This window comes from Oscillospiraceae bacterium, assembly GCA_022483045.1.
In the GTDB taxonomy this organism is placed as follows: domain Bacteria; phylum Bacillota; class Clostridia; order Oscillospirales; family Acutalibacteraceae; genus Caproicibacterium.
In genome coordinates this window covers 601,698-615,986 of sequence record JAKVOA010000001.1, presented here as the reverse complement: position 1 = coordinate 615,986, position 14,289 = coordinate 601,698, and the positions used below count along the sequence as shown (strand labels likewise).

Annotated in this window: 13 protein-coding genes; 4 read left to right on the top strand and 9 right to left on the bottom strand. The window is 53.2% G+C overall.

The window, feature by feature from the left end; genetic code table 11:
- Nucleotides 1–70 precede the first annotated feature (70 nt).
- The 5 genes from LKE53_02935 to LKE53_02915 all read right to left on the bottom strand — a co-directional run bounded on the left by LKE53_02935 (nt 71) and on the right by LKE53_02915 (nt 5,671).
- Nucleotides 71–1,690 (bottom strand): ABC transporter substrate-binding protein, encoded by a 1,620-nt coding sequence (locus LKE53_02935; GenBank protein ID MCH3971717.1) that lies wholly within the window; start codon nt 1,688–1,690, stop codon nt 71–73.
- 429 nt (nt 1,691–2,119) lie between these two features.
- Nucleotides 2,120–3,001 (bottom strand): 4-(cytidine 5'-diphospho)-2-C-methyl-D-erythritol kinase, encoded by an 882-nt coding sequence (ispE, locus tag LKE53_02930; protein ID MCH3971716.1) that lies wholly within the window; start codon nt 2,999–3,001, stop codon nt 2,120–2,122.
- A 12-nt stretch (nt 3,002–3,013) separates the two neighbouring features.
- A complete protein-coding gene (locus LKE53_02925) occupies nt 3,014–4,198 on the bottom strand; it encodes an aminotransferase class I/II-fold pyridoxal phosphate-dependent enzyme (GenBank protein ID MCH3971715.1) in 1,185 nt (394 codons plus the stop codon).
- A complete protein-coding gene (locus LKE53_02920; GenBank protein ID MCH3971714.1) occupies nt 4,191–4,676 on the bottom strand; it encodes an Lrp/AsnC family transcriptional regulator in 486 nt (161 codons plus the stop codon). The genes LKE53_02925 and LKE53_02920 overlap by 8 nt, the downstream gene beginning before the upstream one ends.
- Before the next feature lie 179 nt (nt 4,677–4,855).
- Nucleotides 4,856–5,671 (bottom strand): histidinol-phosphatase HisJ family protein, encoded by an 816-nt coding sequence (locus tag LKE53_02915; protein ID MCH3971713.1) that lies wholly within the window; start codon nt 5,669–5,671, stop codon nt 4,856–4,858.
- Between the two features lie 296 nt (nt 5,672–5,967).
- Here LKE53_02915 and LKE53_02910 point away from each other — a divergent pair, with 296 nt between their 5' ends.
- Both LKE53_02910 and LKE53_02905 read left to right on the top strand, forming a co-directional pair.
- Nucleotides 5,968–6,237: an ACT domain-containing protein gene (locus LKE53_02910; protein MCH3971712.1), complete on the top strand. Its 270-nt coding sequence runs from the start codon at nt 5,968–5,970 to the stop codon at nt 6,235–6,237.
- A gap of 40 nt (nt 6,238–6,277) precedes the next feature.
- The gene (locus tag LKE53_02905) at nt 6,278–7,636 is read left to right on the top strand and encodes a PFL family protein (GenBank protein ID MCH3971711.1); all 1,359 of its coding nucleotides are present in this window, start codon (nt 6,278–6,280) and stop codon (nt 7,634–7,636) included.
- Between the two features lie 138 nt (nt 7,637–7,774).
- Here the strand turns inward: LKE53_02905 and LKE53_02900 are convergent, their stop codons facing one another.
- The 3 genes from LKE53_02900 to LKE53_02890 are packed head-to-tail and all read right to left on the bottom strand — an operon-like array spanning nt 7,775 to nt 10,704.
- A complete protein-coding gene (locus tag LKE53_02900; protein ID MCH3971710.1) occupies nt 7,775–8,551 on the bottom strand; it encodes a GNAT family N-acetyltransferase in 777 nt (258 codons plus the stop codon).
- Between the two features lie 12 nt (nt 8,552–8,563).
- Nucleotides 8,564–9,499, bottom strand: coding sequence for a hypothetical protein (locus tag LKE53_02895; protein ID MCH3971709.1), 936 nt, complete (start codon nt 9,497–9,499; stop codon nt 8,564–8,566).
- Nucleotides 9,496–10,704 carry a nucleotidyltransferase family protein gene (locus LKE53_02890; GenBank protein MCH3971708.1) on the bottom strand — a complete coding sequence of 403 codons (1,209 nt, stop codon included), beginning with the start codon at nt 10,702–10,704 and terminating at the stop codon, nt 9,496–9,498. Before LKE53_02890 ends, LKE53_02895 begins: the two co-directional genes overlap by 4 nt.
- 138 nt (nt 10,705–10,842) lie before the next feature.
- On the opposite strand from LKE53_02890, the gene LKE53_02885 reads away from it, so the two are divergent.
- Nucleotides 10,843–12,096 carry an acetate kinase gene (locus LKE53_02885; protein ID MCH3971707.1) on the top strand — a complete coding sequence of 418 codons (1,254 nt, stop codon included), beginning with the start codon at nt 10,843–10,845 and terminating at the stop codon, nt 12,094–12,096.
- 384 nt (nt 12,097–12,480) lie between these two features.
- Here LKE53_02885 and LKE53_02880 read toward each other — a convergent pair whose 3' ends face one another.
- Nucleotides 12,481–13,638, bottom strand: coding sequence for an alanine--tRNA ligase-related protein (locus LKE53_02880; GenBank protein MCH3971706.1), 1,158 nt, complete (start codon nt 13,636–13,638; stop codon nt 12,481–12,483).
- A 246-nt stretch (nt 13,639–13,884) separates the two neighbouring features.
- Here LKE53_02880 and LKE53_02875 point away from each other — a divergent pair, with 246 nt between their 5' ends.
- Entirely contained in the window at nt 13,885–14,286 is a 402-nt protein-coding gene (locus LKE53_02875) for a hypothetical protein (protein MCH3971705.1), read from the top strand.
- Nucleotides 14,287–14,289: the final 3 nt, after the last annotated feature.

Here is a 14,289-nt window from a genome sequence, read left to right as displayed (position 1 = left end):
AAAGAAGCTGAAAGCCGTAACCGCAAGCTTTCAGCGCGAAAACATTTCTATAATTTCTCTTACTTGGAAATTACTTAGAAACCGTTACACCCTCAAAAGGCGTAATGCCGGTCTGATGATAATAGTAGCCGTTTACTTTAGAGTTGTAGGCGGCCAGGTTTTTGGAGTGTGAAATGTTGAGCCAAACATTTTCATCGGCAACTTTCTGCTCGCACTTGGTGTACAGCTTGTTGCGTGCATCGCCGTTTTCCAGGGTCAGGCCATCGCTGATAAGCTTGTGATAATCTGCATTGCTGTAGCGCGCGACGTTCATCGAGGTGTCCTTGTCATCGAGCAGGTTCATAAAGTTGTCAGGGTCGCCGTTGTCGCCGGTCCAGCCGTAGAAGCAGATATCGTAGTCGCCCTTTTTCACAATGGACTTATATGTAGTCCAGTCATAAGTCTTGATATTGCAGGTCACGCCGACATCTTTCAGGTAACCCTGAATTGCCTCGGCAAGCACCTGCCCGCCCACGGAGTTGTACGGGCGCGGATTCGAATAAGTAATCATGTTTACAGAAGTAATGCCAGCCTTAGCAAGCCCAGCCTTTGCAGCGGCCTTGTCGTAGGAAGTTGCCTTTACAGTACTGGTCAGCGGATTCATAAAGGAAGGCATAACCGAATTTGCCGTAGTTGCATAGTCTTTGTAAATACTCTTGACCAGCTCCTGCACATTGACCGCCTGGCTGAAAGCCTTGCGTGCGGCGGCGTCTTTAAACTTTGTGCAGGTGGTGTTATAAGCCATATAGTTAATTGTCATGCCCTCAGAGCTGAAGATCTGCGCGCCGCCGCTCTTCAGCTGCGTCACGTCGTTTGCACTGATGCCGTCGATTGCGTCTACTTCACCGGAAGTAAGGGCAACGTCGCGGGCGGAGTTTTCTTTAATGAAGCGGAAGACAACATTTTCTGTCTTTGCCTTGGTGCCCCAGTAGTTGTCGTTTCTCTTCAGCTTGACATTCTGACCCTTGGTCCAGGAAACAAAGGTATAGGGGCCGGTGCCTACCGGGTGCTCGTTGAGGTTATTGCTGTATTTTTCCAGCGCAGTCGGGCTGACAATCGGTGCAGCCATGACCATGGCAAGGTTCTTTAAGAAAGGTGTCTCAGGGCTGAAAAGGTCGATTTCCACGGTGCTGTCGTCTACGACCTTTACTTCCTTAACGCCGCTCTTTGCCTTGATAGAGCCAAAGACGAAAGAGGCATAAGGCATGTCGTCGGTAGCATTCGGCTCAAGCTGGCGGTCGATGCTCTTCTTTACGGCCGCGGCGTTAAAGTCGGTGCCATCCTGGAACTTGACACCTTTGCGCAGCTTAAAGGTATACTTTGTCTTGTCGCTGCTAATTGTCCAGCTTTCTGCAAGGCAGGGTTCCACCTCAGTAGAGTCTTTGTTGTACTTTAGCAGGCCCTCGTAGATATTGCAGATAATCTTAGCGGACTCACCGTCATCAATCAGTGCGGGGTCCAGGCCGCGGGGGTCAGCGCCCTGTGCATAGGTAAAGGTATCTTTAATGTTTGCCGTGCCGCTTGCCGCTGTGCCGGAAGCACTGCCTGTGTCAGAGGCGCGCTTGCTGCTGCCGCAGCCACTGAAAGCCGTGGCAGCCATAACCGCCGCCAAAAGAAGCGCAGACAGTCTCATGATCCTGCTCTTTTTCATAAACGAATCCCTCACTCGCTACAAATTTGCTATAAAAAGCAAAAAGCCGCCGCTTCGCGCGGCAGCCATTGCCGATAGCCATTCTCCAGCAGAATTTTTGAAAGCAATTCTTTCAAAAATTCTGCATAACCGCCCTTTAATCTTCTAAAGTTTAGTTTATTGAATAAGAATAGACCTAGTATACCCTACTTTGCTGCATTATGCAAGTTTTTTTTGCAATCATGCAGAAAATAATTGAATGTACCGAAGAAAGACAATTCTGTACCATTTTCGTGCAAAATGTTTTTTGTGGTCTGCATATCCTTTTGCGCGTCATCAGTTTACCATGCAGGTTGAAAATGGTGCAAAAAGGGCCGTGCGGCAGAGGCAGCGTAAAAAATCCGCCGCAAGCTTGTGCGGCGGACTATGCAAAAAATTCCGTATGAAATTTTACAACAGATTCTCTTCCGCCTGCGGCGTACACAAAAACGCATACGGGCACAGCTGCTGCAGACTGACCTGTGCAGCGGCGGCGGAGTCTCTATCCGCAAAAATGCCAAAGACCGCAGAGCCGCTGCCAGTCATACAGGCACCGAGCGCCCCCGCATGCAGGAGCGCGTCTTTAAGGACACCGATTTCCGACAGAGAAACCAATTCCTCAAATCCGTTGCCAAGAGAAGCGCCCACTGCGGCAAGGTCAGCCCGCTGCAGGGCCTCTGTCACCCGCGGCGTATAAAAGCAGCTTTGTGTGCCGCGCTCATCTGCGCGGCGGTATGCCAATGCCGTGCTGACACCGACGGCGGGTTTTCCCACAGCAATCCAGCACGGTGGCAGCGGCGGCAGCAGGTTGATTTCCTCGCCGATACCCTCCACCAGTTTGGTGCCTCCCTGCACACAGTACGGCACATCTGCACCGATTTTTTCTGCGGCGGCGCAGAGCTGCTCCGGCGAAAGCAGGCAGCCATACAGACGGCAAAGCCCACGCAGGGCCGCGGCCGCATCTGAGCTGCCCCCGCCCATGCCGGCCTCACTCGGGATTCTTTTTTGAATTGAGATACAGACATTGCGGTCGGTTTCGCCGGTCAGCCGAAAGAACGCCTCTGCCGCACGGTAAGCCAGGTTTTCCGGCCCCTCCGGTACAGCGGGTGCACCGGGCAGGCCCTGCTGCCGGCAGTGCACGCGCAGCCCGCCGGGAGAACGTGTCAGGGTAAGCGTATCATGCAGGGAAACGCTGATATTCACCATTGACAGCAGGTGGTAGCCGTCGGCCCGGCGGCCGGTAATGTCCAGCGAAAGATTCAGTTTTGCAAAGGCAGGCTCCTGCAGTGTCATACAGTCACTTCCTTACAGTGTATCGGCATGGTGCTTTTTCATAAAGTGCCGAATACGCGACAGCGCTTCTGTAATATGTTTAATACTATAGGAATAGGAAACCCGCACAAAGCCCTCGCCGCAGTCGCCAAAAGCCGTACCCGGCACCACCGCGACGTGCTCTTCTTCAATCAACTTTTCGCAGAACTCATCACTGGAAAGCCCGGAAGAGCGAATGCACGGGAATATGTAGAACGCGCCCTCCGGCTCAAAGCAGGAAAGACCCAGCTCATTAAATCCATCTACAATCAGGCGGCGGCGCATGTCGTACTGCTGCCGCATATAAGAGCAATCGTTGTCGCCGTTTTTCATGGCTTCGACTGCCGCAAGCTGGCTCATGGTGGGGGCGCTCATAATGGCGTACTGATGCAGCTTTGTCATCTGCTTGATAATCGGCGCCGGGCCGAGCGCATAGCCTAAGCGCCAGCCGGTCATCGCGAAAGCTTTGGAAAAGCCATTGACAACAATGGTGCGTTCACGCATATCCGGAATATCGGCAAATGTGACGTGGCGCGTTTCGCCGTATGTCAATTCACTGTAGATTTCATCGGAAAGTACTATAATATTCGTCCCACGCAGCACATCTGCAATGGCATTGAGGTGCTCGCGACGCATAACTGCACCGGTCGGGTTGTTGGGGTACGGCAGAATCAAGAGCTTGGTGCGCGGGGTAATGGCTGCTTTCAGCGCCTCGGGCGTCAGACGGAAGCTGTTTTCCGCCTTGGTTTCGATAATCACAGGCACACCGCCCGCCATTTCGGTCAAGGGCTGATAGCACACGAAGCTGGGCTGTACAATAAGCACCTCATCGCCGGGGCTTACCAGCGCGCGGATGCAGTTGTCGATTGCCTCACTACCGCCCACGGTCACCAGACACTCGGTTTTGGGCTCGTATTTCACACGGTAGTGCCGCTCGAACCAGCTGCAAATTTCCTCCCGCAGCTCCATAAAGCCGCGATTCGGGCTGTAAAAAGTCTTGCCGTCCTGCAGGGATCGGATTCCTTCCTGCCGAATATGCCACGGCGTGACAAAATCCGGCTCGCCGATCGATAGCGAAATCACGTCTTCCATTTCATTCGCAATATCAAAGAATTTGCGGATGCCGGAAGGCTTGAGCGCCTGTATCTCGGGGTTCAGGCGGGTCGCATAGTCAATCACAGGAAAGGTCCCTCCTCTCGTCCTTTTCCTCTGCGGCATTCATAATAATGCCGTCTGCTTTGTAGCGGGTCAGGACGAAGTGGGTGGTGGTGGAAAGAACACTATCCAGGGTAGAAAGGCGGCGCATAACAAACATGGCAATTTCGTGCATGCTGCTGCCGTGCATAACCACCGCCAGGTCGTATCCGCCGGAAACCAGGTAAACGCTGTCTACCTCTGGCAGGCTCATGATTTTGCCGGCGATCTCGTCAAAGCCGCGCTCGCGCTTGGGGGAAACGCGCAGCTCAATAATGGCGATGGCGTTGTTGCCATCTACCTTTTCCCAGTTGATAATTGCCTTGTAGCCGCGGATAACCCCGCTTTTCTCGTATTGTGTAATGGCGTTGCTTACGTTTTCCTCGGTCTCGTTGAGCATGACAGCCAGCTGTTTTGTGGTAAGGCGGGCGTTTTCATTGAGCAGCGTTAAAAGTCTGTCCATGAGATGATTCACTCCTCTGTTATTGCGCTTTTGGCGCCAATGGCAGGCGCTTGTGTGGATTATAGATAAGAAAGAAGCACCTGTTAAAGAAATTTTGCTTTATTATAGCACAACACCCCGCTGCGCGGGGTGAGAAATGCAATGTTTTTTTAAGAAATCTTTGATTTTGCTTACAAAATTTACGAAATCGGGTACATTTCCGCTTTGCGCCCAGTGAAAAGGGCAAAGTGTGTAAAGCCAAGGTTTTCCAAAAGGCGCAGGCCGTCCTCTATGCCGCTGGCCACGTCGGCCCAGCGGTGGGCATCGCTGCCCAGTGTCACGCGCTTGCCGCCCAATTCACAGTAGCGCTGCAGAATCGGACGGTCCGGCAGGGTCTTGCCAATGCGCTGGCGCAGGCCGCTGGTGTTTACTTCCAGGCACTTGCCGCGGCGGATCAGCTCTGTGAGCACAGCGTCGATCTCGTCACGAAACGGCTCGTAGCTGATGTGCAGGCTGTTGTGCTCGCCGCCGGTGTAGCGCCACGGGTAGGTCATGTGCGCAAGAGAGTCAAACTGCCCCCACTTCACCATGTCGAGCATCTCGGCAAAATAGCGGTGCAGCAGCGCGTAAATGTCGCATTCGGCGTAATTTAGGTCGTAAAAATCGGGCTGACCGGTCACGTTGTGGATACTGGCAAGTACAAAGTCAAAGTTGCACAGCGAAAGTACATCCTGCGCAGCCTTAGGGTCCTGCAGCGGCTGGCCCAGCTCAATGCCCGCACGCACATGCAGCCGCCCATCAAAAGCAGCCTGTGCCCGCCGCGCCTCAAAATAAGACTGCAGCGCAGCCTTATTGTATTCTTTTTTCCAATATTCGTTGCACTCACAGTGGTCTGTCACCGTTAAGGAAAAGAGGCCCTGCCGCACCGCGCTGTCGCACAGCATCATGGCCGAGTCGTGGCCGTCAAAGCTGCAGTCGGTGTGACAGTGGGAATCAGATGTATATCGATACCGCATTGTGTTGTATGCTCCTCTCAATTTTCGCGGCAGTCCGCGAAAAAGGCAATCCCCGCGGGGCAAAGTTACCCCGCACAAAACAATCCTGTTTATTTTAGCATAATTCACAATGAAATCCTACTGCCAAGGTGACTGTTTTGCTGCACCGCGTAAAGAAAGATTTTGAACACTTTGACAAGGCATTGACAATTCCGCATTTCCCGTTCATAATAAATTCGTTACTCTTTTGTACATCAAATCAATAAAAGCACCGGTTTCTGCACAGTGCAGAAACCGCAGAAGCGGAGGAAAAATCTATGCGTGCTGTCATCACTGTTCTTGGCAAAGACATGGTCGGCATTTTGGCAAAAGTCTCGGCAATCTGCGCGGACAAAAACGCCAATGTACTGGAAGTGACGCAGTCTGTGCTGCAGGACCTGTTTGCAATGACGATGCTTATCGACATCACTGCTTTGACAGTTCCTTTCAGTCAGCTAGTCGATGCCTTCACCGCCCTAGGCAAAAAAGAGGGCCTCACCATTCACGTCATGCACGAAGATATCTTTAATGCCATGCACAAAATCTGACATCTGCAAATTCTTTCATACAGAAGGCGGTATAAGAATTATGATCGATACCCATGATATTCTGGAAACGATCCGGATGATTGACAACGACAACCTCGACATACGCACCATCACCATGGGCATTTCGCTGCTGGACTGCATCGACAGCGACCCCGACCGCGCGTGTGACAAAATTTACGACAAAATCTGCCGCTACGCCGGCGGCCTGGTAAAAACCGGTGAAGCTATCAGCAAAGACTACGGAATTCCGATTATACACAAGCGCGTTTCTGTAACGCCCATCGCCATCGTCGCCGGTGCCTGCCAGGCCCGCGATCCAGTGCGCTTTGCAAAGGCACTGGACCGCGCCGCAAAAGCGATTGGTGTCAATCTCATCGGCGGCTACTCGGCGCTGGTACAAAAAGGCTTTGGCCCCGGCGACTATGCCCTGATTGAGAGCATTCCGCAGGCTCTGGCAGAAACTGACTGTGTCTGCTCCAGTGTCAATGTAGGCACCACCAAGGCTGGCCTGAATATGGATGCTATTAAAAAAATGGGCCAAATCGTACTGGAAAGCGCCAAGCTGACCGTGGACCAGGGCTGCATCGGGCCTTCAAAGCTGGTTGTTTTCTGTAATGCACCAGAGGACAACCCCTTTATGGCAGGTGCCATGCACGGCATCGGCGAACCGGACTGCGTCATCAACGTTGGCGTTTCCGGCCCGGGCGTTGTGCGCGCAGCCCTGCACAAATGCCCCGACGGCGACCTGAGCGAAGTGGCCGACATCATCAAAAAGACTGCGTTTAAGATCACCCGCATGGGTCAGCTGGTCGCGCAGGAAGCAAGCCGCCGGCTGTGTGTACCTTTCGGTATTGTCGACCTGTCCCTCGCCCCAACCCCTGCTGTGGGCGACTCTGTCGCGCATATCTTGGAGGAAATGGGCCTGGAGCGCTGCGGTGCCTGCGGCACCACTGCCTGCCTTGCTCTGCTCAATGACGCAGTAAAAAAGGGCGGCATTATGGCAAGCTCGCACGTTGGCGGCCTTTCCGGCGCCTTTATCCCTGTTTCCGAGGACGCCGGCATGATTGATGCGGCAAAGTGCGGCTGCCTGACCATCAACAAACTGGAAGCCATGACCGCCGTGTGCAGCGTTGGTCTGGACATGATTGCCATCCCCGGCGACACACCTGCAGAGGTTATTTCCGGCATTATCGCCGACGAAGCCGCTATCGGCATGGTCAACCTCAAAACAACCGCTGTGCGCGTAATTCCAGCCATTGGCAAAAAAGTCGGCGATGACTTAAACTTCGGCGGACTTTTCGGTCACAGCCCGGTTATGGAAGTCAACCGCTGGTCGCCTAAAAAGTTCATTGACCGCGGCGGTCGTCTGCCCGCACCAATGCAAAGCCTGAAAAACTGATTTTTGCAGACAAAAGGCCTGCCGCAAACCACAGCTTGCAGCAGGCCTTTTTAAGCGTTTAACAGGGAAATTGTAAAATACAGAATTTTCGGACCAGCACGGTGGGCGCATTCTGTATGCCGCGTGCGCCGCAAGGTCTCAGCCTGTCGGAGAAGCAGCCAACACAGCGTATGCCGGATCAGCGCCGGCAAAACGGTAACCGAGCTTTTGTGCAAGGCGGGCTGAGGGGCGGCCGGCCGCATCCCACACAGGATAAAGGCCGCGCTCCAGACATGTGAGAATCAGCTGTGCCGCACACGCCGCTGCCAGTCCCCTGCGGCGAAAAGCTTCCTTTGTATCGACCTGAATTTCTATGCCGCCGCGGTACACCGTGTACGAGGAAGCCCCTGCGGCTAGTTTTCCCCGGTACAGCACAGCAAAGCCAAGACCTCGTTTTTGGTAATCTGCTTCATCTGCAAAATTGCCGCAAAGGTCGGCCGACCACTTTTCCTGCAGGGTCATTGAGTAAATGGTTTTATCAATCGGCACGAGCCGGTACGCCTCTCTCGGCAGGACAAGTAACTCTGTCAGTTTTTCCGGTTGAAACGCATCTTTGTCCGGTTGAAAGGCGCAGCACACCATGCGCTTTGCACTGCTGCCCCACATCTGCTCAATCAGGCCCGCCCACGCGGTATCCGGTGGAATCATCAGAAACTCTTTTTTCCCCGCCGTATGCCGCACCAGCTCTGCAGACGGCCGGCCCGCAAAAAAGCAGAAGTTCGCATCGAGCAGCTGCGCCGAATGTGGCGCCTGCACATTGTCGGCAAAAGCCGACCCCATACAGCCCTGCAGACAGGACCACGCAATGGTTTCCCGGCAGCCCGCAAACAGGGGCAGCAGTTTCTCTAGGTTGGCGCCTGCTATGTTGATAATCATTTTTTATGACTCCTAGATACCCAAATGGCAGACGAAGTCATCTACTGTCTGCTCGGGCAGGCCCATTTCCAAGTCCGGCGAATGAAACAGTGCAATATTTTCCACGTGGCGGATTCCCTCCCCCGGCTCGACAGTGTACAGCGGTGACAGAGTGCGCAAATCAGCGTAGTCATCGCAGACGTATGTTTCCAGAGAGGAACCAAAATCCGGGTACGGCTGACCCACTGCGTGCACAAAGCGCTTGACCAGCGTACAGCCATGGTTAGAGTAGCCAACCCAGCCCTGCAGGTCATTGACACCAAACTTCAGATTCCGCCCGTAGGGCGCCTGATGTACCAGAATGTATCTATCCCCCAGTGACAGGCGCTCATCGCGGAAACTGGAAAACGGCCAAAGGCTGAAATTGCGGTTTGGCAGGTGCTTTTCATCTGTGCCTGCGTTCTGCGGAATCACCACCACGCCGCCCGGTGCCATCATGGTGCTGCCACACAGCGAAATGCGCTTGCTTTCACGCGAGCAGCTGCGCAGCTTGTTGACAATCATCAGGTCAGAGGCATCTGTGCCCATCATGACCTCAAACGAAAGCTGCAGCTCGTTTTTCTTCTGCTCGGGCGGCGTAAACCGGACCCCGCCGTTTAAAATACTGTAAACTACAGGCTCGTTGTCGGGGTAGTAGCTCTGTGGCATACGGTCCGGCGCACAGCACACCCGGTGCCCGCCGTAAGAATGAAAGGCCGCCTGCGGGCCGTAGTACGATTTGATTTTTTCGTTGGCAAAAATGTGGCCCTGGTCTTCATCCCAGTAAAGCAGATTTGGCCCGTCTAAAAAGCCGATGCGGGCAATGCGCGGCCCAAAGTCGATGGTAACCAGCACATCAATGAAGTGGTTGCTGATGCGCAGGCAATGGCCGTAATTGCTGTACTCCACTTCTTTAACATCGATACTCATGTGCAACACTCACCTTTTTTAGGGAAAAGAATGCCGGTAGTTAAATCCAACCCTGCCGGACACGGCGCGGGACAGCAAAGTGCCCAAATATCCGCTGCTCTGTTTTCTAATTCAAGCACACTTTGCCCTCTGCTGTCAAGTTTTTGTCTGTCAGAAGTGTGCGTAACCAGCGGAAGTTTTCCTTTTTGTGCAGCGCGGCCCAAAATTTCGCGTCCATTCGGGCCAAATCCGAGTACCCTGAGGTAGGGAGGAAGACCGGTGCTGTCCCCCGCCCGCAGGCCCAGAAAAGCAGAAAGGGTGATACGGCGCAGGCGCGCAAGGCTGTAACGCCGCGTTTTAACCATGCGGTAAAACGCCTCCAGTGAACAGGCCGTGCGAGCAGCCGCGTACAGGCGGTTTTCCAGTCCCTCGCTCAGATCCGGCAGGGCGGCGTACTCTTGCCGAGACATTGTGCGCAGGCGGTAAAGCACAGCACGCTCCACATTTTGCAGAGAGGCAGGAGCTTGGCCTGCCTGCACTTCCGCTGCTGCAATGGCAGCGCCTGCGGGTGGCAGCGCCTGCACCCAGCTTTTGTCGCCGCAGCACAATAGCGCGCGAACCCGGCCCGCTGAGGGAAGCGCGTTCTCTTCCAAGCTGCCGTGCCCAGCGCCGCGGCGCTGCACGGTAAAGACAGACATGCCACACCCCTGCTGCTGGATTGCCTTGCAGTACTCAATCCCCAAGATGTTGTTTGGCCCGCGCAGCAAGGCCGCCGTCTTATTGCCGGCCAAGGCTGCCACGGCCGCTTCCCGCGCCTGTGCAAAAGGAACGCCGGCTTTCATTCTGCCGCGCAGTTCCTCCCCCAGCTGCGGCCGCAGCAGCAGCGCCGCCACACCGGAAAGCTGCTCGGCACTGCCACACTCGCTGCCAAAAGCCAGCATGTCCGCGCCCAGAGCATCTGCCAAAGCCACGCCGCCGCGCGCAAAGGTTTCAGCGCCCGTTGCGGCCCACGGCAGCGGCAGCTCTGCCACCAAATCTGCCCCGCAGCACAGCGCCTGGCGGGTACGCGACCATTTGGAAAAGCACGCCGCCGCCCCCCGCTGTAGAAAGCTGCCGCTCATCACCACAGCCGCGTGGGTCGCCCCGGCAGCACGCACTGCCTGCAGCAGTGCCGCATGGCCTTTGTGAAATGGGTCATATTCCGCGATGACAACCGCAAGACGCATTTTTAGGTTTTCTCCTTTTTTACTAATTACAGTACTTGTATTTCTATGCTTTTTGTATTATTATATTATTATATGGGTTTCATTTGCAAGCTAAATGAGAGTATTTTGCAAAAAAACTGAATAATGGAGGGTCCAATTATGAAAGTTTTGGTCATCAATGCCGGCAGCTCTTCTTTAAAGTATCAGCTGATTGACATGGACACCGAAAAGATGATGTGCAAAGGCAACTGCGAGCGAATCGGCATGGAAAACGGCTCTTTCAGCGTAACAACCGCTGACGGCCGCAAGATGTCAGAAGACGTGCAGATTGCCGACCATAAAGCGGCCTTTGAAATGGTCACTAAGGTGCTGATAGACAAAACCTACGGCGTTGTCAAGAGCATGGATGAAATCTCTGCTATTGGCCACCGCGTGGTGCAGGGCGGCGATTTGTTTGACTCCTCTGTGCTCATTACCGACGATGTAAAGAAAGGTATTGAAAGCCTCATTCCGCTGGCCCCGCTGCACAACCGCCCAGAACTTGACGCAATCAACGCCTGTGAAGAAGTCTTTGGTCCGCGTGTGCCGGAAGTCGTCGTTTTCGATACCAGTTTTCATTCTACCATGCCCGCAAAAGCTTACATCTATCCGATTCCGTGGGAATACTACGAAAAATACAAAGTACGCCGCTATGGCTTCCACGGCACCAGCCACCGCTATGTTTCGCAGCATGTTGCCCACTTGATGCATCAGCCGATTGAAGACCTGAAAATCATCAGCTGCCATATTGGCAATGGTTCCTCCATTACCGCCATTGAGGGCGGCAAAGTGGTAGACACCAGCATGGGCCTTACCCCTCTGGATGGCTTTATGATGGGCACACGCTCTGGCTCTTTGGACCCCTCTGTTGTCACATATATCATGCAGAAAGAAAACCTGACCGCAGAAGAAATGGACAATATCCTGAACCGTAAATCCGGTATGCTGGGTGTTTCTGGCTATGCGGATGACCGAGATGTCACCAAAGCCGAAATCCGCGGCGAACCCCGCGCCACACTGGCACACCAAATTCTTTTCTATCAGATTGCAAAGTTCATTGGCGCCTATGCGGCCGCTATGAACGGCGTAGATGTCATCACTTTTGAAGCAGGCATTGGCGAAAATCAGCCCAGCCTGCGCTATGCGGTCTGCCGCTACCTGCGCTACCTCGGTGTAAAAATTGACGCCCTGGTAAACGATGCAACGGTGCACGGCAAAGAGGGTAAGATCAGCACATTTGATTCGCTTGTGCCGGTATACACTATTTGCACCAACGAAGAACTGATGATTGCCCGCGATACACGCGCCATCGTCGACAAGCTGACCTACGCAAATACGGAAGATAAAACCGTGGTTGACCCCGAAGATATCTAACAAACAGCATTTATACAGCATATATACAGCAGCGGCCCTAGGGACCGCAAAAAGGTCTTGCAGAACATTTCTGTCAAGACCTTTTTCTTATGTTCGTTTTTTGTTTTCACTGGAGCGAAAAGAATATAGAATGGTGGATCGCCTGTCAAGGCAATTGCTTTACACCTTTTACTCATAAACCACATTTCTGCTTTTCCACGAAATTTCTGCAGCGAAAAATGCAGGATTGTGAGGCGTTTCGGCATTTTCTGCAGATGTAATGAAAATCACTTTACAGCTGATTCTCTGTGAACTGCGCTTCTATTTCTGCACAGAAAATCTACACCGGAAAATGCAGTTTTGCGGAGCGTTTCGGCACTTTTTGTAAATGTAATAGAAATAACTTTACAGCTGTTTTTTTGCAAACCACGCTTCTATTTCCGCGCGGGAAGCCTGCACCTGTCCCTGCAGAAAGTGCGGTTTTCCGCCGCCGCGGCCGTGCAGGGCTTTTCCCATCTCTTTACCCAGCGGACGGATATCCTCTGCCTCACTGGCAAGCACAAAATGGTAGCTGCCCTCTTCCCCGCTGAAAACAGCAGCGCAGCGGCATTTGGGCGACAGCAGCGAAACATAGCGCCGCAGGTCATCTGGCTGCAGGTCTGCCTCAAAACAGCACAGCATTCCGTTTGTGCCCGGCTGTACATCCGCCGCTTTCTTTGCGAAAAGTTCATTCTGCACGGTGTCCAAACGCTGCTGCAGGGCTGCCTTTTCTGAAAGTAAATGCTCTACTGCATCCGTTACCTTTTCGGGTTTTGCCGACAGCAGGCCGGAAACAGCGCTGACAGAGCACAGCTGCGCATCATAATCTTTCAACGCACGGCTGCCGCAGAGCATAGAAATACGCACACCACCCTTGTAGTGCATCTGACCAATGACCTTTACCATGCCGATTTCGCCGGTGTGGGCAACGTGCGTGCCACAGCAGGCACACACATCGTAGCCGGGAATGGTGACAATGCGCACACGGCCCGTCAATTCTTTTTTGCTGCGGTAATCCAGCGTTTTCAGGGTCTTGGCATCCGGGTAGTCAATCCGTACCGGCAGGTCCTGATATACTGCTTCGTTGGCAAGGCGCTCGCCCAAAGCAACCTGGTGGGCATCAAGCGGCTTGTCCAAATCCAGCGTAACGCAGGCGCTGCCCATGTGAAAGCCGACGTTCGTCACCCCAAAGAAACGGTGCAGTACGCCGGAAAGAATATGTTCACCGGTGTGCTCCTGCATACGGGAGCGGCGCAGCGGCCAGTTAATACCGCCGGTCACGCGTTTTCCCACTGGCAGGGAGGCATCGGTGCGGTGCAGAATTACACCGTTTTTCATGTGAGTATCCAGTACATTTACGCGGTCGAGCACGCCCTGATCGCCCGGCTGACCGCCACCCTCCGGGTAAAAAGCAGTGCGGTCCAGCACAACATTCCAACCGGCCTTTGCCTTTTCACAGGAAAGCACCTTTGCACAGAACGTGCGCTGATAAACATTTTCATAGTAGAGTTTTTGCGTTTCCAAAAATAACACCTCTGGTAACTTCCAGTTTGTTTTATTATACCGCAGGGCGCCCCGTATGGCAATTCTTCTACAGTATCCTTTGCGTATGCCTTCTTTTCATTTGCTTTTTGTCTCTTTTCTTGAACAAGTTGTAAAGAATGTTTAAAATTAAATGCTGCTGCATTGCAAAGTCATCTATCGTGTTGTACAATCTTATTTATAGATACAGTATCTTTTGTATTTTATTTTCTGAAAGGTGGTTTCTTCATGAATTGGCTGCAAAGGTTCATGTACGGGCGCCACGGCCCTGACCAGATGACCTTGGGGTTGATTGTACTGTTTTTGGTACTGAATTTTGTTAATATTTTTCTGCGCGGTATCCCCTACCTGATCCTTGCAGTGCTAACCACTGCCATTTTTATCTACGCGCTGTTCCGCATGTTTTCCCGCAACAACGAAAAGCGCTGGGCGGAAAATCAAAAGTTTCTATCGGATATGCAGCCTGTTTCCCGCTTTTTCAGTCAGCTGCGCACCCGCTGGGCAGACCGAAAAGTCTACCGCTACTACCGCTGCCCAAAATGCAAGGCCACCCTGCGCGTACCGCGCGGGCGCGGAAAAATCTCTATCACCTGCCCGGTCTGCCATACAGAATTTATCAAAAAAGCATAAAGG

Coding starts and splice junctions, on each gene's coding strand:
- LKE53_02915 (MCH3971713.1), bottom strand. CDS start 5,671: ATGCGGTATCGATATACATCTGATTCCCACTGTCACACCGACTGCAGC.
- LKE53_02900 (MCH3971710.1), bottom strand. CDS start 8,551: ATGATTATCAACATAGCAGGCGCCAACCTAGAGAAACTGCTGCCCCTG.
- LKE53_02920 (MCH3971714.1), bottom strand. CDS start 4,676: ATGGACAGACTTTTAACGCTGCTCAATGAAAACGCCCGCCTTACCACA.
- LKE53_02885 (MCH3971707.1), top strand. CDS start 10,843: ATGAAAGTTTTGGTCATCAATGCCGGCAGCTCTTCTTTAAAGTATCAG.
- LKE53_02890 (MCH3971708.1), bottom strand. CDS start 10,704: ATGCGTCTTGCGGTTGTCATCGCGGAATATGACCCATTTCACAAAGGC.
- ispE (MCH3971716.1), bottom strand. CDS start 3,001: ATGACACTGCAGGAGCCTGCCTTTGCAAAACTGAATCTTTCGCTGGAC.
- LKE53_02910 (MCH3971712.1), top strand. CDS start 5,968: ATGCGTGCTGTCATCACTGTTCTTGGCAAAGACATGGTCGGCATTTTG.
- LKE53_02905 (MCH3971711.1), top strand. CDS start 6,278: ATGATCGATACCCATGATATTCTGGAAACGATCCGGATGATTGACAAC.
- LKE53_02935 (MCH3971717.1), bottom strand. CDS start 1,690: ATGAAAAAGAGCAGGATCATGAGACTGTCTGCGCTTCTTTTGGCGGCG.
- LKE53_02895 (MCH3971709.1), bottom strand. CDS start 9,499: ATGAGTATCGATGTTAAAGAAGTGGAGTACAGCAATTACGGCCATTGC.
- LKE53_02875 (MCH3971705.1), top strand. CDS start 13,885: ATGAATTGGCTGCAAAGGTTCATGTACGGGCGCCACGGCCCTGACCAG.